This window comes from Streptococcus mitis, assembly GCF_946188585.1.
Lineage (GTDB): Bacteria > Bacillota > Bacilli > Lactobacillales > Streptococcaceae > Streptococcus > Streptococcus mitis_DG.
The window spans coordinates 1-24,759 of sequence record NZ_CAMHVI010000008.1; the positions used below are offsets into that span (position 1 = coordinate 1).

Below are 24,759 nucleotides of genomic sequence, written 5' to 3' on the forward strand. Positions count from 1 at the left end.
AGTAAGTTAGCTCGAATCATGTTTTCTTATTATGGCGCTCTCAATGCCCAATTAAAAGGAGATGAAGCTCGTGCCCGAAGTTTGTTTGAAAGCATTGCCCATGAAAATCCAGAGCTTTTCTATGTTCAGGAAGCGCAGAAATATTTAGGAGCAGAGGAATAAGAGAGTAACATATGAACGGTATTATCAACTTAAAAAAAGAAGCGGGCATGACCTCGCATGATGCGGTTTTTAAACTGCGTAAGATTTTGGGAACAAAGAAGATTGGTCATGGTGGGACCTTGGATCCGGATGTGGTGGGTGTTTTGCCGATTGCGGTTGGCAAGGCGACCCGCATGGTCGAGTTTATGCAGGACGAGGGCAAGGTCTATGAGGGGGAAATCACTCTGGGCTATTCCACGACGACTGAGGATGCCAGTGGGGAAGTGGTCGCAGAGACACCTGTTTTATCACCCTTGGATGAAAAGCTTGTTGATGAAGCGATTGCGAGCTTGACTGGGCCTATTACTCAGATTCCACCTATGTATTCGGCTGTCAAGGTCAATGGTCGTAAGCTTTATGAGTATGCGCGTGCTGGACAGGAAGTAGAGCGCCCAGAACGTCAGGTGACTATTTATCAATTTGAGCGAACAAGTCCAATTTCTTATGAGGGTCATCTTGCACGCTTTACTTTTCGTGTAAAATGCAGTAAAGGGACTTACATCCGTACCTTGTCAGTTGATTTGGGAGAGAAGCTTGGTTATGCAGCTCATATGTCACATCTGACTCGTACTAGTGCAGCTGGTTTGCAACTAGAAGATGCTCTTACCTTGGAAGAAATTGCTGAAAAAGTGGAGGTTGGCAAATTGGACTTTCTCCATCCTCTAGAGATTGGGACGGGGGACCTTGTCAAAGTTTTTCTAAGTCCAGAAGAGGCTACAGAAGTGCGCTTTGGTCGCTTTATCGAGCTCGACCAAACAGACCAAGAATTAGCTGCCTTTGAAGATGATAAATTGCTAGCCATTCTAGAAAAGCGAGACAATCTCTACAAACCAAGGAAGGTTTTTATCTAGTCTAACTGGGGTGTAGGGAATGTTGTTTCCCATAGACTATCCAAATCAGACTATAAATTTTGCAAAAAATGTGATAGAATAGACGACGGATAAAAAAACGGAGGATAGCATGCAAAATAGACCAATCATTATCGGAGTGACAGGTGGTTCTGGTGGAGGGAAAACCAGTGTTTCAAGAGCCATTTTATCGCATTTCCCTGATGAAAAGATTTCCATGATTGAGCACGATTCATACTACAAGGATCAGTCTCACTTGACCTTTGAAGAGCGTGTCAAAACCAACTACGACCATCCTTTTGCCTTTGATACAGACTTAATGATCGAGCAAATTAAGGAATTGTTGGCAGGGCGTCCGGTGGACATTCCGACTTATGACTATACAGAGCATACACGAAGTAGCAAGACTTATCGTCAAGAGCCTCAAGATGTCTTTATCGTTGAGGGGATTTTGGTTTTGGAGGACAAGCGTCTGCGCGATTTGATGGATATCAAGATTTTTGTGGATACGGATGATGATGTGCGCATTATTCGTCGTATCAAGCGCGATATGGAAGAACGTGGCCGTAGTCTTGATAGCGTTATTGACCAGTACTTAGGTGTGGTTAAACCCATGTACCATCAGTTTATTGAGCCAACCAAGCGTTATGCGGATATCGTCATTCCTGAAGGGGTCAGCAATACAGTTGCTATTGATCTGTTGACCACCAAGATCGAAAAGATTTTGGAGGAAGCTCGAAACAGCAAATAATCAGATGTGGAGGCTTTGCCTCCTTTTTTTATTTTTCCCTCATAATGGTACATAAATGGAGATTTTTAGGCATATTTTTGGTATAATAATACCCATGAAAGAGCAAGAAAATGAGTAGTAGGTGGAGATGGAAAAGTATTTATCGGTAACAACTTTGACCAAGTATCTGAAAATGAAATTCGATAAAGACCCTTACTTGGAACGGGTCTATTTAACTGGTCAAGTTTCCAACTTTCGTAAACGACCTACTCACCAATATTTCTCCCTAAAGGATGACCATGCAGTCATTCAAGCGACTATTTGGTCTGGGATTTATCAGAAATTAGGGTTTGACCTTGAAGAAGGAATGAAAATCAATGTAATTGGTCGCGTGCAGGTTTATGAGCCGAGTGGTAGCTACTCCATCATCATTGAAAAGGCTGAGCCTGATGGGGTTGGAGCGCTTGCGATTCAGTTTGAACAACTCAAGAAAAAATTGACAGAAGAAGGTCTGTTTCAAGAACGCTTCAAGCAACCTCTTCCCCAATTTTCTAAGAGAATTGGTGTGGTGACAAGTCGTAGTGGAGCCGTTATTCGAGATATTATCACGACCGTCAGCAGGCGCTTTCCAGGAGTGGACATTCTTCTCTATCCGACCAAGGTACAAGGTGATGGAGCAGCAGAAGAAATTGCTCGAAATATTGCGCGTGCTAATCAACGTGACGATTTGGATTTGCTCATTATTGGTCGTGGTGGTGGTTCCATCGAGGATCTCTGGGCCTTTAATGAAGAAATTGTGGTACGGGCTATTTTTGAATCTCGTTTGCCAGTTATTTCTAGTGTGGGGCATGAGACGGATGTGACCTTGGCGGATTTTGTGGCAGATAGACGGGCTGCGACGCCGACAGCTGCAGCTGAACTAGCAACACCTGTGACCAAGTTGGATCTCTTGGCTCATTTGCAAAATCAAGAAAAACGGATGGCAACAGCAGTCCGAAATGTCCTATCTAAGAAACAAGAAGCTCTGAAAAAATGCAGTCAGTCAGTCATCTTTAGACAACCAGAGCGCTTGTATGATGGTTATTTACAACGCTTGGACCAACTGCAACTGCGTTTAAAACAAAGTTTGCGAACACGGATTTCTGATAACAAACAGCTAGTACAAGCAAGGACGCATCAACTGGTGCAATTATCACCTGTGACCAAAATCCAACGCTATCAAGACCGCATAGGTCAGTTAGATAAGCTCCTACGTAGCCAAATGGCGCTGGTTTATGATGCCAAGGTTGCTGAGGTGAAAAGACTTTCAGAAGCCCTGCTGATGTTGGATACCAGTCGTATCGTGGCGCGTGGCTATGCAATAGTCAAAAAAGAAGAGTCTGTTGTAGATTCGGTTGAGAGTTTGAAGAAAAAAGACCAAGTAACGCTTTTGATGCGGGATGGTCAAGTAGAATTAGAGGTTAAAGATGTCAAAACAAAAGAAATTTGAGGAAAATCTAGCAGAACTGGAGACTATTGTCCAAAGTTTGGAAAATGGTGAAATTGCTCTGGAAGATGCGATTGCTGCCTTTCAAAAGGGGATGGTCTTGTCCAAAGAGCTCCAAGCGACGCTGGACAAGGCTGAAAAGACCTTGGTCAAGGTCATGCAAGAAGACGGAACAGAAAGTGATTTTGAATGAAGAAGCAAGAAAAATTAGCTCTTGTCGAGTCTGCCTTGGAAGATTTTTATGGAGACCAGCAGTTTGCCCCTAGTTTGCGAGAGTCTGTTCTCTATTCCATTCATGCTGGAGGCAAGCGTATTCGGCCTTTTCTCTTGTTAGAAGTTTTAGAAGCCTTACAGGTCGCTATTAAACCATCTCATGCGCAGGTAGCCGCGGCCTTGGAAATGATTCATACAGGGAGCTTGATTCACGATGATCTTCCTGCCATGGATGATGACGATTACCGTCGAGGGCGTTTGACCAATCATAAGAAATTTGGCGAAGCAATGGCTATTTTGGCTGGAGATGCCTTGTTCCTAGATCCCTTTGCCTTGATAGCGCAGGCAGATTTGCCAAGTCAGATTAAGGTGGACTTGATTGCCAACTTATCCCTTGCTTCAGGTAGTCTGGGGATGGTTGCAGGTCAGGTTTTGGACATGGAGGGCGAACATCAGCATTTGTCTTTGAAAGAACTTCAGACCATTCATGCCAATAAGACTGGGAAACTACTAGCCTATCCCTTCCAAGCGGCTGCTATTATAGCAGAATTGGCACCTGAAATGCAAGCAAAACTGAAAACTGTTGGCGAATTGATCGGGCTGGCCTTTCAAGTTCGAGATGATGTGTTGGATGTGACAGCTAGTTTTGAGGAAATCGGCAAGACACCACAAAAGGATTTGCAGGCTGAAAAGTCAACCTATCCAGCCTTGTTAGGATTGGAAGAGGCCATTGCCTTTTGTAACCAAACTCTGGATCAAGCTAATGCAAAATTAGAAGAAATTGCTCAGCAGGTTCCCTTTGAAATAGAATCGATTGTGAAAGTAGTAGAAAGTTTGAGAATCAATGGCTAAGGAAAGAGTGGATGTACTAGCTTACAAACAGGGCTTGTTTGAAACGAGAGAGCAGGCCAAGCGCGGTGTCATGGCTGGTCTAGTCGTAGCAGTCCTTAATGGAGAACGATTTGACAAGCCAGGAGAGAAAATTCCAGATGACACCGAGTTAAAACTCAAGGGGGAGAAACTCAAGTATGTCAGCCGTGGTGGCTTGAAACTGGAGAAGGCCTTGCAGGTCTTTGATTTGTCAGTGGAAGGAGCGACCACGATTGATATCGGGGCCTCTACTGGTGGCTTTACAGATGTTATGCTGCAAAATGGTGCTGAGTTAGTCTTTGCAGTTGATGTTGGTACCAATCAGTTGGCTTGGAAATTACGCCAAGACCCACGGGTTGTCAGCATGGAGCAGTTTAATTTCCGCTATGCTGAAAAGACTGATTTCGAAAAGGAACCGAGCTTTGCCAGTATTGATGTGAGTTTCATTTCCCTCAGTCTGATTCTGCCAGCCTTGCACCGTGTCTTGGCAGATCAAGGTCAGGTCGTTGCTCTAGTTAAGCCTCAGTTTGAAGCAGGACGTGAGCAGATTGGGAAAAATGGAATTATTCGCGATGCCAAGGTGCATCAGAATGTTCTTGAATCTGTCACAACCATGGCAGTAGAGGAAGGCTTTTCAGTCCTTGGTTTGGACTTTTCTCCCATCCAAGGTGGACATGGAAATATTGAGTTTTTAGCGTATTTGAAAAAAGAAGAGTCAGCAAGCAATCAGGTTCTTGCTGAGATTGAAGAAGTAGTAGAGAGGGCGCATAGTCAATTTTAAAATGAATAAAAAAGAGAGACTTGAAAAAATTAGACGATTTGTGACAGATTATCAAATCGGTACGCAAGAAGAAATTGTAGAACATTTGAAAGAGGCAGGAATCACTGCCACTCAAGCAACGGTATCCCGAGATATCAAAGAGCTAGGTATTGTCAAAATTCCTTTGAGAGACAATACCTATGTCTATGAATTGCCAAAATCAATCGTAAAAAGTTTGCAACTGGCTGAAGACAATATCGAATCAGCAGAATTGATGGATAAGATGATCAATCTCCAAGTTATCCCAGGAAATACAGCTTTTGTAAAAGCTCAGTTAATCGAGACTTTTACGGACAAGATTTTTAGCTGTTTAGCTGATGATAGCTCGATTTTAGTCATTGCCAGAAGTGAAAATCTAGCTGAGGAAATCTTTGAACAAGTAAAAAATTGGTAGGTCTATATGTTACTTGAAATTTCGATAAAAAACTTTGCCATTATTGAGGCTATTTCCCTCAATTTTGAAAAGGGTATGACTGTTCTGACTGGTGAAACGGGTGCAGGGAAGTCGATTATCATTGATGCCATGAATATGATGTTGGGAGCTCGTGCGACGACAGATGTTATTCGTCATGGTGCGCCAAAGGCAGAGATAGAGGGGCTTTTCTCAGTTGAGAATAGTCGCCTTTTACAGGAAATTTTTGATGAGCAAGGTTTGGAAATGGGTGATGAGATTATCATCCGTCGGGAAATTCTGCAAAATGGTCGGAGTATCAGCCGTGTGAATGGTCAGATGGTTAATCTGTCGGTTTTGCGTGCTATTGGGCAACATCTGGTGGATATTCATGGTCAGCATGACCAAGAGGAGTTAATGCGTCCTCAACTGCACATCCAGATGTTGGATGAATTTGGCGATGCAGCTTTTTGGGACTTGAAAGAAACCTATCAAACTAGTTTTGATGCTTATCGAAAAATGCGCAAGCAGGTTCTGGAAGTCAAGAAAAACCAACAGGAACACAAGTCTCGTATTGAAATGTTGGAATTTCAAATGGCAGAGATTGAAGCGGCAAACTTGCAGGCTGGAGAAGACCTGGCTCTAAACCAAGAGCGAGAGAAACTCCTCAACCATAAAAATATTGCGGATACGCTGACCAATGCCTATAGTATGTTGGACAATGAAGATTTTTCAAGTCTGGCCAATGTTCGTTCAGCCATGAATGACATGGAAAGCGTCGAAGAGTACGACCCTGAATACCGTGAAATTTCAAGTTCACTGTCTGAGACCTACTATGTCTTAGAAGACATTAGCAAACGTTTGGAAGCTATTATTGAGGACCTTGATTTTGATGGCAATCGTCTCATGCAGGTCGAGAATCGTTTGGACCTTCTTCACACTATTACTCGTAAGTATGGTGGGACTGTTGATGATGTCTTGCTTTATTTTGCTAAAATTACAGAAGAATACAATCACTTGACAGGAAATAATCTTTCATCTGAGGACATGGAAGCAGAGCTTAAGAAGTTGGAAGTTAATCTTGTCGATTTGGCATGTCAGCTTGCATCTGCTCGTCATGACTTGGCTCAGCAACTAGAAGCAGAGATTAAACAAGAACTGCAAGATCTTTATATGGAAAAAGCTCAGTTTCAGGTTCGTTTTAGCAAGGGAAAATTCAGTCGTGAGGGCAATGAAACGGTCGAGTTTTACATTTCAACCAACCCTGGCGAAGACTTTAAACCCTTGGTCAAGGTTGCGTCTGGCGGAGAATTATCTCGTCTCATGCTCGCCATTAAGTCTGCCTTTTCACGTAAAGAAGGCAAGACCAGCATAGTCTTTGATGAGGTGGACACAGGAGTTTCAGGTCGTGTAGCTCAGGCTATTGCGCAAAAGATTCACAAGATTGGCCAACATGGGCAGGTTCTGGCTATTTCCCATTTGCCACAAGTGATTGCGATTGCAGATTATCAATTCTTTATTGAGAAGATTAGTAATGACCATTCAACAGTTTCGACTGTTCGTCTTTTGACGGTTGAAGAGCGAGTGGAAGAAGTTGCCAAGATGTTGGCTGGTGATGATGTGACGGAAGCAGCCCTGACGCAAGCCAGAGAATTGTTGAGAAACAGGGAGAAATAAGATGACAGACTATTATGTAATTGGAGATGTTCACGGAAAAGCTGGGATGCTGGAAGACCTTCTCAAAACATGGGATGGTCAGACCCAGTTGCTCTTTCTAGGGGATTTGATTGACCGCGGTGAGGATAGTCGCCGTGTCCTTGAAATGGTCAAGGATTTGGTTGATAATCAAGGGGCTATCTGTTTGTCAGGAAATCATGAGTATATGTTTTTGACTTGGCTCGATGACCCAGAAGAAAGTTATGACCACTATCGTCGTAATGGTGGAGATACAACTATTAACTCTATCCTAGGTCGTCCCTTGGATGCACCGGTTGATGGAGTAGAAGATGCCAAGCGTGTTGCTACTGAAGCAGCAGACTTGGTCAAATTTATTCGTCAAATGCCATTTGTGGTAGAGACAGACAAGTATATCTTTGTTCACGCAGGTATTGATTTGACCTTAGATGACTGGCATGAAACAACAGATTACAAGAAAGTTTGGCTCAGAAAACCATTCCACGAAGCCGAAAATCATACTGGAAAAACCATTGTCTTTGGTCACACACCAGTTTATGGTTTGTTGAATCAAGACCGAGGTACAGCTGAGCTTTGGACTACAGAGGATGGCAAGATTGGGATGGACGGAGGAGCTGTCTATGGTGGTGTCCTTCATGGGATTGTCTTTACAGACCAAGGAATGACAGAACACCACTTTATCGAAAATGACGGCTTTGTTGCTGAAGATTAGTACTCCTAGCAGGGTATGGTCTTGTCAAAATGTCAAAAACAATTTATAATAAATAGATACCCTGAAAGGAAGAGAATCATGAACTTAGAAGAATTGAAAAAACGACAGGAGAAGATTCGTAACTTCTCTATTATCGCCCATATTGACCATGGAAAGTCGACTTTAGCAGACCGCATTTTGGAAAAAACAGAGACCGTTTCAAGCCGTGAAATGCAGGCCCAGCTTTTGGATAGTATGGATCTAGAGCGAGAACGTGGGATTACCATTAAGTTGAATGCCATTGAGCTCAATTATACTGCAAAAGATGGGGAAACTTATATTTTCCACTTGATTGACACGCCGGGGCACGTAGACTTTACCTATGAAGTTTCGCGTTCGCTAGCTGCCTGTGAGGGGGCTATTTTGGTGGTAGATGCTGCCCAAGGAATTGAGGCTCAAACCCTTGCCAACGTGTATCTAGCCTTGGACAATGATTTGGAAATCATGCCAGTCATTAACAAAATTGATCTGCCTGCCGCAGATCCAGAGCGCGTGCGTACAGAGATTGAAGATGTTATTGGTCTAGATGCCAGCGAAGCAGTTTTGGCTTCTGCCAAGGCTGGTATTGGTATCGAAGAAATCCTGGAGCAAATCGTAGAAAAAGTGCCAGCTCCAACGGGTGATGTGACAGCACCACTCAAAGCCTTGATTTTCGATTCTGTTTACGATGCCTACCGTGGGGTTATCCTCCAAGTGCGTGTCATGGACGGAGTTGTTAAACCTGGCGATAAGATTCAGCTTATGAGCAATGGCAAGACCTTTGATGTGACCGAAGTCGGTATTTTTACACCCAAAGCAGTTGGTCGTGATTTCCTTGCGACTGGTGACGTTGGTTATATTGCAGCTTCTATCAAGACGGTTCAGGACACTCGTGTGGGTGATACAGTTACTTTGGCAACCAATCCTGCAGCAGAGCCATTACATGGCTACAAGCAGATGAACCCGATGGTCTTTGCGGGTCTCTACCCAATTGAGTCAAACAAGTACAATGACCTTCGTGAAGCCCTTGAAAAATTGCAACTGAATGATGCCAGCTTGCAGTTTGAACCAGAAACATCTCAGGCACTTGGATTTGGTTTCCGTTGTGGGTTCCTTGGACTTCTCCATATGGATGTTATCCAAGAGCGTTTAGAGCGTGAGTTTAACATTGACCTCATCATGACAGCGCCGTCTGTTATCTATAAGGTTAATTTGACTGACGGTGAATCAATGGATGTGTCAAACCCGTCTGAATTCCCAGACCCAACCAAGATTGCGACTATTGAAGAACCTTATGTTAAAGCTCAAATCATGGTACCACAGGAGTTTGTCGGAGCAGTAATGGAATTGGCTCAGCGCAAGCGTGGGGACTTTGTGACTATGGATTATATCGATGATAATCGTGTCAATGTTATCTATCAAATACCACTTGCTGAAATCGTCTTTGACTTCTTTGATAAACTTAAATCTTCGACACGTGGTTATGCAAGTTTTGACTACGAATTGTCAGAGTACCGCCCATCTAAGCTGGTGAAAATGGATATCCTTCTCAACGGAGACAAGGTGGATGCCCTCAGCTTTATCGTTCACAAGGATTTTGCCTATGAACGTGGTAAACTCATCGTTGATAAGCTCAAGAAAATTATCCCTCGCCAACAATTTGAAGTACCAATACAAGCAGCTATTGGGCACAAGATTGTGGCTCGTACTGATATCAAGGCCCTTCGTAAGAACGTACTTGCTAAATGTTATGGTGGTGACGTTTCTCGTAAACGCAAACTCCTTGAAAAACAAAAAGCTGGTAAGAAACGTATGAAAGCTATCGGATCAGTAGAAGTACCACAAGAAGCCTTCCTCAGCGTCTTGAGCATGGATGAAGAGTAGATTTTCAAAATAGTTTTTATTGTGTATAAGGCATTAATATAATAAAAAATGATAAACAGGCTGAAAAGGCCTGTTTTTTTGCATTTAGAATAGGATTAAATCGTTTAAAGTGTTTGTTTTAAATGTTTGTTTTGGTTATAAAGATAAAAAATAAACAAAAAAATCAAAAAAAGGACAAAAAACAACAGAAAACCGTTGACAACGGTTTCATATAGTGTTATACTTATAGCATAAAGTTAATGGAAAGAAGGGAAAACCTTATGGGATTAGATCATTTCTTTGACAAAAACCTTGTGTTTTGCTTAGAAGCGGATAATCAAGAACATCTATTTGATCAGGTTGCAACTTTATTGGAAGAACGAGAAATCGTAACTCCAACCTATCGTGAAGCCTTGATCACTCGTGAAAAGTCATTTCCAACTGGCTTAGATATGGAATTTTTGGGTAAGGATTTGCCGAATGTGGCTATTCCTCACACAGATATTGTTCATAATCTAGCAGAAAAAGTTGTGGTGGTTCGATTAGAAAAACCAGTGACTTTCCACAATATGATTGCACCAGATAATGAAGTAGAAGTATCCTTGCTCTTCTTTATCATTAATAACTCAAGTTCAAGTCAAACAAACATTCTTGCTCAGTTGATGGACTTCTTTACTGGAAATGGTCATCTTGAAGACCTATCAAAAATTTCTGAACCAGAAGCCCTTTATGCTTATATTGCTGAAGCAATCGCTTAATCTTGTCTATTAAAAATATTAAATCGGAGGAAATCCATATGATTAAAATTCTTGCTGCCTGCGGTGCAGGTGTTAACTCAAGCCACCAAATTAAAAGCGCTCTTGAAGAAGAACTTTCAAACCGCGGTTTTGATGTTCACTGTGATGCAGTTATGGTAAAAGACGTTAACGAAGACCTTATCAAAGGTTATGACATCTTCACACCAATTGCTGCGACAGACCTTGGTTTTGACCCAGGTATTCCAGTTATCGAAGCTGGACCAATCTTATTCCGTATCCCAGCTATGAGTGCTCCAGTATTTGACAATATTGAAGCAGCTATCAAAGAACACGGATTAAGCTAATTTTAATTTGTTAACATTCATATAACATAAAAAACGGGAGGAACTATTATGGATGTCATTATCGAACTAGCCAATAAGCTGTTCAAACCTATCTTGGATATGGGTGGACCGATCATCATGCTGATCATTTTGACAGTATTGGCTCTACTTTTTGGAGTGAAATTCTCCAAAGCGCTTGAAGGTGGTATCAAACTTGCCATCGCTCTTACTGGTATCGGTGCTATCATCGGTATGCTAAATGGTGCTTTCTCAGCATCACTTGCAAAATTCGTTGAAAACACTGGTATTCAATTGAACATCACCGACGTTGGTTGGGCACCACTTGCTACAATTACTTGGGGATCTGCTTGGACACTTTACTTCTTGCTCATCATGTTGATTGTCAACGTAGTGATGCTTGCTATGAAGAAAACTGATACACTTGACGTCGATATCTTCGATATCTGGCACTTGTCTATCACAGGTCTTTTGATTAAATGGTATGCTGACAACAATGGAGTTAGTCAAGGGGTTTCTCTCTTCATCGCAACTGCAGCAGTTGTCCTTGTAGGTGTTCTTAAAATCATCAACTCTGACTTGATGAAACCTACATTTGATGACCTTCTTAACGCACCAAGTTCATCTCCAATGACTTCAACTCACATGAATTACATGATGAACCCAGTTATCATGGTTTTGGATAAGATTTTTGAAAAATTCTTCCCAGGTCTTGATAAATATGACTTTGATGCTGCTAAATTGAACAAGAAAATCGGTTTCTGGGGATCTAAATTCTTCATCGGTTTCATCCTTGGTATCGTTATCGGTTTGATGGGAACTCCACATCCAGTTGAAGGACTTAAAGATGCAGCAAACTGGCAAGAAGTTATCAAAGGTTGGTTGTCTCTTGGTTTGACAGCCGGTGTAGCTTTGGAACTCTTCTCACTTATCGGTTCATGGTTCATTGCTGCCGTAGAACCACTTTCACAAGGTATTACAAACGTTGCTACTAAACGTTTGGAAGGACGTAAGTTTAACATCGGTCTAGACTGGCCATTCATCGCTGGTCGTGCTGAAATCTGGGCTTGTGCAAACGTACTTGCACCAATTATGTTGATTGAAGCAGTACTTCTTTCAAACGTCGGAAATGGTATCTTGCCACTTGCAGGTATCATCGCTATGGGTGTTACTCCAGCTCTCTTGGTTGTAACCCGTGGTAAATTGCTCCGTATGATTATCTTCGGAACACTCTTGTTGCCACTCTTCCTTCTTTCAGGTACACTTATCGCACCATTTGCAACAGAACTTGCTAAAGGTGTAGGTGCCTTCCCAGAAGGTGTGAGCCAAACTCAATTGATCACTCACTCAACTCTTGAAGGACCAATCGAAAAACTTCTTGGTTGGACAATTGGTAACACTACAACAGGTGATATCAAAGCAATCCTTGGTGCTGTAGTCTTCCTTGTATTCTATATCGGTATCTTTGCTTGGTACAGAAAACAAATGATCAAACGTAACGAAGAGTACGCAGCAAAAGCAAAATAATGCGCTCCTATAAAATGTAAATTGTTGAAACTAGGTTGTCATACCTTTTAGGAGTGACAGCCTAGTTTTTTATAAACTATCAAGAAATCGGAGAAAATCATGGTAATTGAATTAAAATCAGAACAATTAAGTGTTCAATTTAACAGTTTTGGTGGGGCTCTGTCCTCTATAAAAGATGCTGACAGTCTTGAGTATTTGTGGCAAGGGGATGCTACTTATTGGAGTGGACAAGCTCCTGTTCTCTTCCCTATTTGTGGTTCATTGAGAGAGGATACAGCCTTCTATATAGATGAGAAAGGGCAAGAAAGTAAAGGAAAGATTCCTCGTCATGGTCTGGTCCGCAAGAAAGAATTTGACTTAGTTGAACAAACGGAAAACAGTGTAACTTTTGCAATTGAAGATGATGAGAATAGCTATCAAAACTATCCTTATCATTTCCGCCTAGAAATCACTTATATCCTTACTGGAAATTCAGTACGGACTCAATACAAGATTTTCAATAAAGAAACTAGCAAGGTCATGCCTTACTTTATTGGTGGACATCCAGGCTTTAATTGTCCTCTACTTGATGATGAAGTCTATGAAGATTACTATTTAGAGTTTGAGAAAGAAGAGACTTGCTCTGTTCCACGTCCTTTCCCAGAAACAGGTATGTTGGATTTCCAAGATAGAAGTCCATGGATAGACGGTCAAAAAGAAGTAGAGCTCAGCTATGATTTGTTTAGCACAGATGCAGTTACTTTAGATGAATTGCAATCTAGAACAATTGCGCTTCGTTCTCGTAAACATGATAAGGGGTTGAAAGTGCACTTTGCAGAGTTCTCAAATCTCATTATCTGGTCAACTTTAAATAAGGGACCTTTCATTGCCTTTGAACCATGGTCTGGCTTGTCAACATCCCTTGAAGAAGGAGATCATCTAGAAGATAAGAAGAATGTTCGTCTCTTAGAACCTGGTCAAGTAGATCAAATTGGTTTTGATATCGAATTCTTTTAGATAAAAAAACACAAAAACAAACATTAACTGTTGACTTTTTCAGAAAATAGGAGTATATTATGTTTGTAAACAACAAATGGTGTTTGTAACAAACAAATGATCGCTTGTTATATTCTCTTTGAAAGAGAGATTATTTCTAGGAAACTGGTTTCCTAAACTTGAATAAGGTGTAATTCATCTCATTCAATCCAATTTGTCAATAAACTGCTAGAAAGCTTTTTGTAGGTAATACTCAATGAAAATTAAAGAGCAAACTAGGAAACTAGCCGTAGGCTGTACTTGAGTACGGCAAGGCGACGTTGACGCGGTTTGAATTTGATTTTCGAAGAGTATAAACTGCTAACTATAAAAGGTTTTATTAGCCTAGAAAAATAAAAAGGAGTATACAATATGTCTATTGTTATCGGTGCAGATGCTGCAGGTTTGAGATTGAAAGAAGTTGTGAAAGACTTCTTGGAAAAAGAAAACTTCCACGTTGTGGATGTTACAGCTGAAGGTCAAGACTTTGTTGATGTGACTCTTGCTGTTGCTGCAGAAGTAAACAAAGAAGAACAAAACCTTGGTATCGTGATTGATGCTTATGGTGCTGGTCCATTCATGGTCGCAACAAAAATCAAAGGAATGGTTGCTGCAGAAGTTTCTGACGAACGTTCAGCTTATATGACTCGTGGCCACAACAACTCACGTATGATCACTATGGGTGCACAACTTGTTGGTGATGAATTGGCTAAAAATATTGCTAAAGGATTTGTTAACGGTAAATACGATGGCGGACGTCACCAAATTCGTGTCGATATGTTGAACAAAATGTGCTAATTAGATTACAGTAAGAAAGGTAAGTTAAAAATGAGAATTGCAATTGGATGTGACCACATCGTAACAGATGAAAAAATGGCGGTTTCAGAATTTTTGAAATCAAAAGGATATGAAGTCATTGACTTTGGTACCTATGACCACACACGTACTCACTACCCAATCTTTGGTAAAAAAGTTGGTGAAGCTGTAACTAGCGGTCAAGCTGATCTTGGGGTATGTATCTGTGGTACTGGTGTTGGTATCAACAACGCTGTAAATAAAGTTCCTGGTGTTCGTTCTGCCTTGGTTCGTGATATGACAACAGCTCTTTATGCTAAAGAACAATTGAACGCTAACGTTATCGGTTTTGGTGGTAAGATTACTGGTGAATTGCTCATGTGTGACATCATCGAAGCTTTCATCCATGCTGAATACAAACCAACTGAAGAAAACAAAAAATTGATTGCGAAAATTGAACACGTTGAAAGTCACAATGCTCAACAAACAGACGCAAACTTCTTCACTGAATTCCTTGAAAAATGGGATCGCGGAGAATACCACGACTAAGAGGTGACCTATGATTTTAACAGTCACAATGAACCCATCCATTGATATCTCCTATCCCTTGGATGAGTTGAAGATTGATACTGTCAATCGTGTGGTGGATGTAACCAAAACAGCTGGTGGTAAGGGCCTCAATGTTACACGAGTACTTTCAGAATTTGGCGATCCTGTAGCTGCTACTGGTTTAGTTGGTGGCAAACTTGGCGAATACTTGGTTGAAAATATTGATGATAAAGTAACCAAATGTTTCTTCTCTATTCAAGGAGAAACTCGAAACTGTATTGCTATTCTTCATGGAGAAAACCAAACAGAAGTATTAGAAAAAGGTCCAGAGGTTTTTGAACAAGAAGGTCAAGCTTTCTTGGCTCATTTTGAAAAACTCCTTGATAATGTAGAAGTTGTTGCTATTTCAGGTAGTTTACCTGCCGGTCTTCCAGTTAACTACTATGCTCAACTTGTAAAAATTGCAAATGATGCTGGAAAACCTGTTGTACTGGACTGTTCAGGAGCTGCTCTAGAAGCAGTTCTTGAATCTCCTCATAAACCAACAGTAATAAAACCAAACAATGAAGAACTGTCACAGCTTCTAGGAAAAGAAGTTTCAAAAGATTTGGATGAATTAAAAGAAGTTCTTCAAGAACCTTTGTTTGCAGGAGTTGAATGGATTATCGTTTCACTTGGTGCCAACGGTGCTTTTGCCAAACATGGTGACACTTTCTACAAGGTAGATATTCCTAGAATTCAGGTGGTAAATCCTGTTGGATCTGGAGACTCTACTGTGGCAGGGATTTCTTCAGGACTACTTCATAAAGAATCGGATGCAGAATTACTCATCAAGGCAAATGTCCTTGGTATGCTCAATGCTCAAGAAAAAATGACTGGTCATGTCAACATGGCTAACTATCAAGCTCTATTTGATCAATTAATAGTAAAAGAGGTATAAAATGGCTTTAACAGAACAAAAACGTGCACGCTTAGAAAAACTTTCTGATGAAAATGGTATCATCTCAGCTCTTGCTTTTGACCAACGTGGTGCTTTGAAACGTCTAATGGCTCAACACCAAACAGAAGAACCAACTGTGGCTCAAATGGAAGAACTCAAAGTCTTGGTAGCAGATGAATTGACTAAATACGCTTCATCTATGCTTCTTGACCCTGAGTATGGACTTCCAGCAACTAAAGCTCTTGATGAAAAAGCTGGTCTTCTCCTTGCTTATGAAAAAACAGGTTATGACACAACAAGCACAAAACGCTTGCCAGACTGCTTGGATGTTTGGTCTGCAAAACGTATCAAAGAAGAAGGTGCAGATGCAGTTAAATTCTTACTTTACTATGATGTAGATAGCTCAGACGAACTTAACCAAGAAAAACAAGCTTACATCGAACGTATCGGTTCTGAATGTGTTGCTGAAGATATCCCATTCTTCCTTGAAATCCTTGCTTACGATGAAAAAATTGCGGACGCAGGTTCTGTAGAATATGCGAAAGTAAAACCACATAAAGTTATTGGAGCTATGAAAGTCTTCTCAGACCCACGCTTTAACATTGATGTCTTGAAAGTAGAAGTTCCTGTTAACATTAAATATGTTGAAGGCTTCGCTGAAGGTGAAGTAGTTTATACACGTGAAGAAGCAGCAGCCTTCTTCAAAGCTCAAGATGAAGCAACTAACTTGCCGTACATCTACTTGAGTGCTGGTGTATCAGCTAAACTCTTCCAAGATACTCTTGTATTTGCCCATGAATCAGGTGCAAACTTCAACGGAGTTCTTTGTGGCCGTGCTACATGGGCTGGATCAGTTGAAGCGTACATCAAAGATGGTGAAGCAGCAGCTCGCGAATGGCTACGCACAACTGGTTTTGAAAATATTGACGAGCTCAACAAAGTTCTTCAAACTACAGCAACTTCATGGAAAGAACGCGTGTAAGCAAGTCTTTCAAAACTGAAATTTTTAATACTTACAAAAATCCCCACCAATCGGTGGGGATCGTTTTATGGTTTAGAAAGAATAATTTTTGTTTGTTTTGAAAGTTGTTCAAACGTTTCTTTGCTCAGTTTAGAATCTGAAACGATGGTATCAATATCAGAGATATTGTAGAAGGTATAAAAATCAAATTTATTGAACTTACTATTGTCAGCTAGTAAGTATTTTTTATTGGAATTATTGAGGGCGATGCGCTGGGATTCACCTTCCTCTTCGCTGAAGGTCGCAATCGCATTGTCTTTAATACCATTACAGCTAACGAAAGCTTTAGAAAATTGGAGATTGGCTAGGTTTTGCAAGGTTAGTGTTCCCACAAAGGCTCCAGTGATAGAGCGGTAGTTTCCACCGATTAAAATCAAATCTGTTAGTTTTCGTTCGTTTAAGATGAGAAAGACTGGTAAACTGTTTGTTACAACACGAATATTATCAATTGGAAGTTCACGAGCAAAAGATTCCAATGTTGTTCCTGGGCCAATAAAAATAGTTTCCCCTGCATCGATTAAATGGCCTGCAAAACGGCTAATTTCTTGTTTTTCTGCAATCTGCAAGCTTTGTTTTTCAATATTGGAACGTTCATTGTTTAAAATGGAGCCTGTGCGAATTTTTTCAGCTCCTCCATGCACACGAACAAGTAAATCCTTGTCAGCCAACTCTTGTAAGTAGCGTCTAGCAGTCATATCTGACACATCTAGGCGAGTCATGATTTCTTTTACAGTAATAGTTCCCTTTGTATTTACCGTTTCTAGAATATTATCTAGTTTTTCCTGCTTTAGCATCGTTATCACCTCTATTTCTATTACTATTTTATCATAAAGTATTCAATCAATCAATTTAAAAAACAAAAGAAAACAAAAACAAAAATATCATGGTTGTTTTAAACAAACCATGATATTGCTATCAGTTATGAAATTGTTGACTTAGTCTAAACCGTAGTTGTAGTCATCGTCTTGCATGGCTTCAACTTCACCAAGAAGGTAGCCATTTCCGACTTGAGAGAAGAAGTCGTGGTTAGATGTTCCTGTTGAAATACCGTTCATGACGATTGGGTTGACATCATCTGCTGAGTCTGGGAAGAGTGGATCTTGTCCCAAGTTCATGAGTGCCTTGTTGGCATTGTAGCGAAGGAAGGTTTTAACTTCTTCCGTCCAGCCAACACCGTCATAGAGGCTCTCTGTATAACCTTCTTCGTTCTCGTAGAGAGTGTAGAGCAGGTCGTACATCCATTCTTTGAGTTTTTCTTGCTCTTCTTCAGGCAATTCATTGAAACCGAGTTGGAATTTATATCCGATGTAGGTTCCGTGAACAGACTCATCACGAATGATCAATTTGATGATTTCAGCGACGTTGGCTAGTTTATTATTCCCAAGATAGTAGAGGGGAGTGAAGAAACCGGAGTAGAAGAGGAAGGTTTCAAGGAAGACACTGGCAACTTTCTTTTCAAGTGGGCTACCGTTGAGGTAGATTTCGTTGACGATTTCAGCCTTCTTTTGTAGATAAGGATTGGTATTGGTCCATTCGAAAATTTCTTCAATCTCAGCCTTTGTGTTCAAAGTAGAGAAGATTGATGAATAAGATTTTGCGTGGACAGATTCCATAAATTGGATGTTATTGAAAACAGCTTCCTCATGCGGTGTACGGATGTCTGCGCGAAGGGCTTGAACACCAGTTTCAGATTGCATAGTGTCGAGAAGGGTTAAACCACCAAAGACTTTTCCAACCAAGTCTTTTTCTACATTTGATAGCTTTCTCCAGTCATCCAAGTCATTTGACAAAGGAATACGTGTATCGAGCCAGAATTGCTCCGTCAGCTTTTCCCAAGTTGATTTGTCGATGACATCTTCGATGGCATTCCAGTTAATGGCTTTGTAGTAAGTTTCCATTTGAAATCTCTTTCTGTGTTTAGTATTGCGAACTCACAATTACTTCTATTTTATCATAATTCTAGAGGAGTATCGCACAAAAAGTCGGAAGCCCGACTTTTTGTTATTTCATAGTATAGATGCTTATTCTAGTTTAGCAGGGTGAATGAATCACTTATCTGAGAAAAAGTAGTTTCCTCAAGCAAAGTTTAAATCACACAGCTTTCACATTGGTTGGCACCGACTTCTCCACCATCATCTGTAAAGGTACGGACGTAGTAGATAGACTTTATACCCTTGTTAAAGGCATAGTTACGAAGGATAGATAGGTCACGTGTCGTTTGTTTGTTTTCTTTCTTCCATTCGTAAAGACCTTTTGGAATGTCACTACGCATGAAGAGTGTGAGTGAAAGTCCTTGGTCCACATGCTCAGTTGCAGCTGCGTAAACATCAATGACCTTACGCATATCCATGTCGTAAGCAGAAGTGTAGTAAGGAATGGTTTCTGTTGACAAACCAGCAGCAGGGTAGTAGATTTTACCAATTTTCTTCTCTTGACGTTCTTCGATACGTTGCGTAATCGGGTGGATAGAAGCAGAAACGTCATTGATGTAGCTGATAGAACCATTTGGCGCTACAGCAAGGCGGTTTTGGTGGTAAAGACCATCTGCTTGAACCTTGTCGCGAAGTTCAGCCCAGTCAGCAGCACTTGGGATAAAGACATCTTTGAAGAGTTCTTTAACACGGTCTGATTTTGGAACAAACTCGCCTGTAATATACTTGTCAAAGTAGCTTCCGTTAGCATACTCTGATTTTTCAAAGTTGTGGAAGGTGATACCACGTTCACGCGCAATATTGTTTGACTCTACCAAGGTCCAGTAGTTCATAAGCATAAAGTAGATGCTTGTAAATTCAACAGACTCAGGTGATCCATATTCAATCAATTGTTGGGCAAGGTAGCTGTGAAGTCCCATTGCACCAAGACCAAAGGTATGGGCTTTGCTATTTCCATGATCAATCGTAGGTACAGCTACGATATGTGAACTATCTGTAACGAAAGTAAGGGCACGAACCATAGCACGGATAGAACGACCAAAGTCAGGTGAAGTCATCATGTTGACCACGTTGGTTGAACCAAGGTTACATGAAACGTCTGTTCCCATTTGCAGGAATTCTTGAGCATCGTTGATCAAGCTTGGTTCTTGGACTTGAAGAATCTCAGAACACAAGTTACTCATGATAATCTTACCATCAACAGGATTTGCACGGTTAGCCGTATCAATGTTGACTACATAAGGGTAGCCAGATTCTTGTTGTAATTTAGAGATTTCAGTTTCCAAATCACGCGCCTTGATTTTTGTCTTGCGGATATTTGGATTTGCGACTAGTTCATCGTATTTCTCAGTGATATCGATGTAGTTAAATGGCACACCGTATTCAAGCTCTACAGAATATGGGCTGAAGAGGTACATTTCTTCATTTTTACGTGCTAATTCGTAGAATTTATCGGGCACCACAACACCAAGTGAAAGGGTCTTAACACGAACTTTTTCATCGGCGTTTTCTTTCTTAGTTGAAAGGAAGGCAATAATATCTGGGTGAAAGACGTTGAGGTAGACAACACCGGCACCTTGACGTTGACCCAATTGGTTTGAGTAAGAGAAGCTATCTTCGAAAAGTTTCATAACAGGTACGACTCCAGAAGCTGCCCCTTCATAGCCTTTGATAGGTGCACCAGCTTCACGAAGATTGCTGAGGGTAATTCCCACACCACCACCGATACGTGAAAGTTGAAGAGCAGAGTTGATAGAACGTCCGATAGAGTTCATATCATCTGTGACCTGAATCAAGAAACAAGATACCAACTCCCCACGACGAGCACGTCCAGCATTCAAGAAGGAAGGAGTAGCCGGTTGGTAGCGTTGGTGGATGATTTCATTGGCAATATCGATTGCAATCGCCTCATCACCGTCTGCAAAATAAAGGGCGTTAAAGAAGACGCGGTCTTCCATACTTTCAAGATAATATTCACCGTCGTTGGTTTTCAAAGCATATTGATTATAAAATTTATAGGCAGCCATGAAAGACTTGAATTGGAAGTTTTGGTCTTTGATAAATTGAGACAATTCTTCCAAAAATTCTGGACGGTATTTCTTGATGAAGGCTGTTTCGATGTAGTTGTGTTCAATGAGGTAGTTGATTTTATCAGTGATTGAATCAAAAACCATAGTGTTTGGAACTACATTTTCTTTAAAGAAGGCATCCAAGGCTTCTTTATCTTTATGAAGCATGATTTGTCCATTAACAGGACGGTTGATTTCGTTATTGAGACGGAAGTAGGTCACGTCCTCAAGATGTTTTAATCCCATAAAATTTCCCTTATCTAATTACAAAAGAAAGGCTTCTAAGTTAGCCCTAGAAGCAGTCTCTTCTGGATGATGTACTAAGATTATGCTAATTGTTTCAGTTTTCCTGGTTGGAAACCTGAAAAGACTTCAGTTGGTGTTTGGATAACAGGAGCTGCGCTGAAACCGAGCTCTTTAACTTGATCGATGTACTCAGGTTGTTCATCGAGATTAATTTCTTTATATTCAACGTTATTACTGTCCAAGAAACGTTTAGTCATTTTACATTGGACACAGTTATTTTTAGAATAAACGGTTACCATTGTGTAACTCCTCTTAAAAAATTTTAATACTATCCTAGTATATCAGAAAATAAATTTTTGTCAATGATTTGAAACTAAATATAGTGGTCTATTTTTGTACATAACCAAACAAAACACAATATGTAGTGTCTATCTTATGAAATAGTGATAATTCTCCTATAAGTTGTTTTTTGAAAAACTATATCCTGTGTTTTGTTATCTAGAATAGAAGATTTTCAGCAAGTTATCTGAAAGGAAATCGAATAAATCCCATAAAATGCTTGAAAAAAATCCTAGAAGATGATATAATACCAAATTGTAAGGGTTATCACATATAACTCAAAAAAGAAAGAACAAAAGGAGAGTCAAACTATGGCTTCTAAAGATTTCCACGTAGTGGCAGAAACAGGTATTCACGCACGTCCAGCAACATTGTTGGTACAAACTGCTAGCAAATTTGCTTCAGATATCACTCTTGAGTACAAAGGTAAATCAGTTAACCTTAAATCAATCATGGGTGTTATGAGTCTTGGTGTTGGCCAAGGTGCTGACGTAACTATCTCAGCTGAAGGTGCAGATGCAGATGACGCTATCGCTGCAATCTCAGAAACAATGGAAAAAGAAGGATTGGCATAAGGAAAATGACAGAAATGCTTAAAGGAATCGCAGCATCTGACGGTGTTGCAGTTGCAAAAGCATATCTACTCGTTCAACCGGATTTGTCATTCGAGACTGTTTCAGTCGAAGATACAAACGCAGAAGAGGCTCGTTTGGATGTAGCTCTTGAAGCTTCTCAAAACGAGCTTTCTCTTATCCGTGAGAAAGCTGTAGGTACGCTTGGTGAAGAAGCGGCTCAAGTTTTTGACGCTCATTTGATGGTTCTTGCTGACCCAGAATTGATTGGTCAGATTAAAGAAACAATCCGTGCTAAGAAAGTCAATGCAGAAGCAGGTCTTAAAGAAGTGACTGACATGTTCATCACGATCTTTGAAGGCATGGAAGATAACCCATACATGCAAGAACGTGCAGCGGATATCCGCGACGTGACAAAACGTGTATTGGCAAACCTTCTTGGTAAGAAATTACCAAACCCAGCTTCTATCAACGAAGAAGTAATCGTAATTGCGCATGACTTGACACCATCTGATACAGCTCAATTGGACAAAAACTTTGTAAAAGCTTTTGTAACAAACATCGGTGGACGTACAAGCCACTCAGCTATCATGGCACGTACACTTGAAATTGCAGCTGTATTGGGAACGAATAACATCACTGAAGTAGTGAAAGACGGTGATATCCTTGCCGTTAACGGAATTACTGGTGAAGTGATTATCAACCCAACAGATGAACAAGCGGCAGAATTTAAAGCAGCTGGTGAAGCTTATGCTAAACAAAAAGCTGAATGGGCACTTTTGAAAGATGCTCAAACAGTGACTGCTGACGGTAAACACTTCGAGTTGGCTGCTAACATCGGTACTCCAAAAGACGTTGAAGGTGTTAACAATAATGGTGCTGAAGCTGTTGGACTTTACCGTACAGAGTTCTTGTACATGGATTCTCAAGACTTCCCGACTGAAGATGAACAGTATGAAGCATACAAGGCTGTTCTTGAGGGAATGAATGGTAAACCAGTAGTTGTTCGTACAATGGATATTGGTGGAGATAAGGAACTTCCTTACTTCGATATGCCACATGAAATGAACCCATTCCTTGGATTCCGTGCCCTTCGTATCTCTATTTCTGAAACTGGAGATGCAATGTTCCGTACACAAATCCGTGCCCTTCTTCGTGCTTCTGTTCATGGTCAATTGCGTATCATGTTCCCAATGGTTGCCCTTTTGAAAGAATTCCGTGCAGCTAAAGCAGTTTATGAAGAAGAAAAAGCAAACCTTCTTGCTGAAGGTGTAGCAGTTGCGGATGACATCCAAGTTGGTATCATGATTGAAATCCCTGCAGCAGCGATGCTTGCAGACCAATTTGCAAAAGAAGTAGACTTCATGTCAATTGGAACAAACGACTTGATTCAATACTCAATGGCAGCAGACCGTATGAACGAGCAAGTTTCATACCTTTATCAACCATATAACCCATCAATCCTTCGCTTGATCAACAATGTTATCAAGGCAGCTCATGCTGAAGGTAAATGGGCTGGTATGTGTGGTGAGATGGCTGGTGACCAAAAAGCTGTTCCACTTCTTGTCGGAATGGGCTTGGATGAGTTCTCTATGTCAGCAACATCTGTGCTTCGTACACGTAGCTTGATGAAGAAATTGGACACTGCTAAGATGGAAGAGTACGCTAACCGTGCCCTTACAGAGTGTTCAACAATGGAAGAAGTTCTTGAACTTCAAAAAGAATACGTTAACTTCGATTAATGTAATCAACCTTGTAACTTAGTTGCAAGGTTTTTTTGATAGTTTAAAATCAGAAATTTATTAACTAGTTCATAAAATGCTTGACAATAAAAAAAATAGGAGTAGAATATTAACTAGTTAATTAAATAGTTAAGGAGTTATCTATGAAGAAAAAAAGTTTATTTTTAGTATTGTTAAGTGTCTTTCTTTTGTGTTTAGGTGCTTGTGGGCAGAAGGAAAGCCAGTCAGGTAAAGGGATGAAAATTGTGACCAGTTTTTACCCTATCTATGCCATGGTCAAGGAAGTATCTGGTGACTTGAATGATGTACGAATGATTCAGTCAAGTAGTGGAATTCACTCCTTTGAACCTTCAGCAAATGATATCGCAGCCATCTATGATGCAGATGTCTTTGTTTACCATTCGCATACGCTCGAATCTTGGGCAGGAAGTCTGGATCCCAATCTAAAAAAATCCAAAGTTAAGGTTTTAGAGGCTTCAGAAGGAATGACATTGGATCGTGTCCCTGGTCTAGAAGATGTGGAAGCAGGTGATGGAGTTGATGAAAAAACGCTCTATGATCCTCATACTTGGCTAGATCCTGAAAAAGCTGGCGAAGAAGCCCAAATTATAGCTGATAAACTTTCAGAGGTGGATAGTGAGCACAAAGAAACTTATCAGAAAAATGCGCAAGCCTTTATCAAAAAAGCTCAAGAATTGACTAAGAAATTCCAGCCTAAATTTGAAAAAGCGACTCAGAAAACATTTGTAACCCAACATACAGCCTTTTCTTATCTAGCGAAGCGATTTGGGCTTAATCAACTTGGTATTGCAGGTATCTCTCCTGAACAAGAACCAAGTCCGCGACAACTAACTGAAATTCAGGAATTTGTTAAAACCTATAAGGTTAAAACGATTTTTACAGAAAGTAATGCTTCTTCAAAAGTAGCTGAAACTCTTGTCAAATCAACAGGTGTAGGTCTTAAAACTCTAAATCCTTTAGAGGCAGACCCGCAAAATGACAAGACTTATTTAGAAAATCTTGAAGAAAATATGAGTGTTCTAGCAGAAGAATTAAAGTGAGGAAAGA

At 40.6% G+C, this 24,759-nt stretch carries 25 protein-coding genes; 21 read left to right on the forward strand and 4 right to left on the reverse strand.

Features of this window, described 5'->3' with window-relative positions; translation table 11 throughout:
* Positions 1-173: 173 nt before the first annotated feature.
* From truB to lacD, 18 genes are all read left to right on the forward strand, one after another.
* Positions 174-1,052 carry a tRNA pseudouridine(55) synthase TruB gene (gene truB / locus N8M66_RS08200; RefSeq protein ID WP_261046843.1) on the forward strand — a complete coding sequence of 293 codons (879 nt, stop codon included), beginning with the start codon at positions 174-176 and terminating at the stop codon, positions 1,050-1,052.
* Positions 1,053-1,161: 109 nt separating this feature from the next.
* On the forward strand, positions 1,162-1,800 hold the full coding sequence (gene udk, locus N8M66_RS08205; RefSeq protein WP_001181377.1) for a uridine kinase: 639 nt from the start codon (positions 1,162-1,164) through the stop codon (positions 1,798-1,800).
* 127 nt (positions 1,801-1,927) lie between these two features.
* A complete protein-coding gene (gene xseA, locus N8M66_RS08210) occupies positions 1,928-3,268 on the forward strand; it encodes an exodeoxyribonuclease VII large subunit (protein WP_261046845.1) in 1,341 nt (446 codons plus the stop codon).
* Positions 3,246-3,458 (forward strand): exodeoxyribonuclease VII small subunit, encoded by a 213-nt coding sequence (locus N8M66_RS08215; RefSeq protein ID WP_000043226.1) that lies wholly within the window; start codon positions 3,246-3,248, stop codon positions 3,456-3,458. Before xseA ends, N8M66_RS08215 begins: the two co-directional genes overlap by 23 nt.
* On the forward strand, positions 3,455-4,330 hold the full coding sequence (locus N8M66_RS08220; RefSeq protein ID WP_261046848.1) for a polyprenyl synthetase family protein: 876 nt from the start codon (positions 3,455-3,457) through the stop codon (positions 4,328-4,330). The genes N8M66_RS08215 and N8M66_RS08220 overlap by 4 nt, the downstream gene beginning before the upstream one ends.
* On the forward strand, positions 4,323-5,129 hold the full coding sequence (locus tag N8M66_RS08225; RefSeq protein WP_261046851.1) for a TlyA family RNA methyltransferase: 807 nt from the start codon (positions 4,323-4,325) through the stop codon (positions 5,127-5,129). Before N8M66_RS08220 ends, N8M66_RS08225 begins: the two co-directional genes overlap by 8 nt.
* 1 nt (position 5,130) lies before the next feature.
* Positions 5,131-5,562, forward strand: coding sequence for an arginine repressor (locus tag N8M66_RS08230; protein ID WP_261046853.1), 432 nt, complete (start codon positions 5,131-5,133; stop codon positions 5,560-5,562).
* 6 nt (positions 5,563-5,568) lie between these two features.
* Complete coding sequence (gene recN, locus N8M66_RS08235) at positions 5,569-7,236, forward strand: DNA repair protein RecN (protein ID WP_261046855.1); 1,668 nt, start codon at positions 5,569-5,571, stop codon at positions 7,234-7,236.
* 1 nt (position 7,237) lies between these two features.
* Complete coding sequence (locus N8M66_RS08240; RefSeq protein ID WP_261046858.1) at positions 7,238-7,966, forward strand: metallophosphoesterase family protein; 729 nt, start codon at positions 7,238-7,240, stop codon at positions 7,964-7,966.
* Between the two features lie 78 nt (positions 7,967-8,044).
* The gene (gene lepA / locus N8M66_RS08245; protein ID WP_001047207.1) at positions 8,045-9,868 is read left to right on the forward strand and encodes a translation elongation factor 4; all 1,824 of its coding nucleotides are present in this window, start codon (positions 8,045-8,047) and stop codon (positions 9,866-9,868) included.
* 260 nt (positions 9,869-10,128) lie between these two features.
* Positions 10,129-10,605 (forward strand): PTS sugar transporter subunit IIA, encoded by a 477-nt coding sequence (locus tag N8M66_RS08250; protein ID WP_261046859.1) that lies wholly within the window; start codon positions 10,129-10,131, stop codon positions 10,603-10,605.
* A gap of 38 nt (positions 10,606-10,643) precedes the next feature.
* The gene (locus N8M66_RS08255; RefSeq protein WP_000590547.1) at positions 10,644-10,949 is read left to right on the forward strand and encodes a PTS sugar transporter subunit IIB; all 306 of its coding nucleotides are present in this window, start codon (positions 10,644-10,646) and stop codon (positions 10,947-10,949) included.
* Between the two features lie 48 nt (positions 10,950-10,997).
* A complete protein-coding gene (locus N8M66_RS08260; protein WP_070479246.1) occupies positions 10,998-12,473 on the forward strand; it encodes a PTS galactitol transporter subunit IIC in 1,476 nt (491 codons plus the stop codon).
* Positions 12,474-12,572: 99 nt separating this feature from the next.
* Positions 12,573-13,469 carry an aldose 1-epimerase family protein gene (locus N8M66_RS08265; protein WP_261046866.1) on the forward strand — a complete coding sequence of 299 codons (897 nt, stop codon included), beginning with the start codon at positions 12,573-12,575 and terminating at the stop codon, positions 13,467-13,469.
* A 390-nt stretch (positions 13,470-13,859) separates the two neighbouring features.
* Complete coding sequence (gene lacA, locus N8M66_RS08270; RefSeq protein ID WP_000029277.1) at positions 13,860-14,285, forward strand: galactose-6-phosphate isomerase subunit LacA; 426 nt, start codon at positions 13,860-13,862, stop codon at positions 14,283-14,285.
* 30 nt (positions 14,286-14,315) lie between these two features.
* A complete protein-coding gene (gene lacB / locus N8M66_RS08275; protein WP_001216918.1) occupies positions 14,316-14,831 on the forward strand; it encodes a galactose-6-phosphate isomerase subunit LacB in 516 nt (171 codons plus the stop codon).
* Positions 14,832-14,841: 10 nt separating this feature from the next.
* The gene (locus N8M66_RS08280; RefSeq protein ID WP_261046868.1) at positions 14,842-15,771 is read left to right on the forward strand and encodes a tagatose-6-phosphate kinase; all 930 of its coding nucleotides are present in this window, start codon (positions 14,842-14,844) and stop codon (positions 15,769-15,771) included.
* Between the two features lies 1 nt (position 15,772).
* Entirely contained in the window at positions 15,773-16,753 is a 981-nt protein-coding gene (gene lacD / locus N8M66_RS08285; protein ID WP_001229114.1) for a tagatose-bisphosphate aldolase, read from the forward strand.
* 65 nt (positions 16,754-16,818) lie between these two features.
* Here lacD and N8M66_RS08290 read toward each other — a convergent pair whose 3' ends face one another.
* From N8M66_RS08290 to nrdH, 4 genes are all read right to left on the reverse strand, one after another.
* Entirely contained in the window at positions 16,819-17,586 is a 768-nt protein-coding gene (locus N8M66_RS08290; protein WP_261046870.1) for a DeoR/GlpR family DNA-binding transcription regulator, read from the reverse strand.
* 141 nt (positions 17,587-17,727) lie between these two features.
* Positions 17,728-18,690, reverse strand: coding sequence for a class 1b ribonucleoside-diphosphate reductase subunit beta (gene nrdF, locus N8M66_RS08295; RefSeq protein WP_000451386.1), 963 nt, complete (start codon positions 18,688-18,690; stop codon positions 17,728-17,730).
* A 188-nt stretch (positions 18,691-18,878) separates the two neighbouring features.
* Complete coding sequence (gene nrdE, locus N8M66_RS08300; protein WP_261046874.1) at positions 18,879-21,038, reverse strand: class 1b ribonucleoside-diphosphate reductase subunit alpha; 2,160 nt, start codon at positions 21,036-21,038, stop codon at positions 18,879-18,881.
* Positions 21,039-21,118: 80 nt separating this feature from the next.
* On the reverse strand, positions 21,119-21,337 hold the full coding sequence (gene nrdH / locus N8M66_RS08305; RefSeq protein ID WP_000259243.1) for a glutaredoxin-like protein NrdH: 219 nt from the start codon (positions 21,335-21,337) through the stop codon (positions 21,119-21,121).
* A gap of 351 nt (positions 21,338-21,688) precedes the next feature.
* On the opposite strand from nrdH, the gene N8M66_RS08310 reads away from it, so the two are divergent.
* From N8M66_RS08310 to adcAII, 3 genes are all read left to right on the forward strand, one after another.
* A complete protein-coding gene (locus N8M66_RS08310; RefSeq protein ID WP_000146947.1) occupies positions 21,689-21,952 on the forward strand; it encodes a phosphocarrier protein HPr in 264 nt (87 codons plus the stop codon).
* Between the two features lie 5 nt (positions 21,953-21,957).
* Positions 21,958-23,691 (forward strand): phosphoenolpyruvate--protein phosphotransferase, encoded by a 1,734-nt coding sequence (gene ptsP, locus N8M66_RS08315; RefSeq protein WP_004241506.1) that lies wholly within the window; start codon positions 21,958-21,960, stop codon positions 23,689-23,691.
* A 143-nt stretch (positions 23,692-23,834) separates the two neighbouring features.
* Positions 23,835-24,752, forward strand: coding sequence for a zinc-binding lipoprotein AdcAII (gene adcAII / locus N8M66_RS08320; protein ID WP_261046542.1), 918 nt, complete (start codon positions 23,835-23,837; stop codon positions 24,750-24,752).
* Positions 24,753-24,759 lie beyond the last annotated feature (7 nt).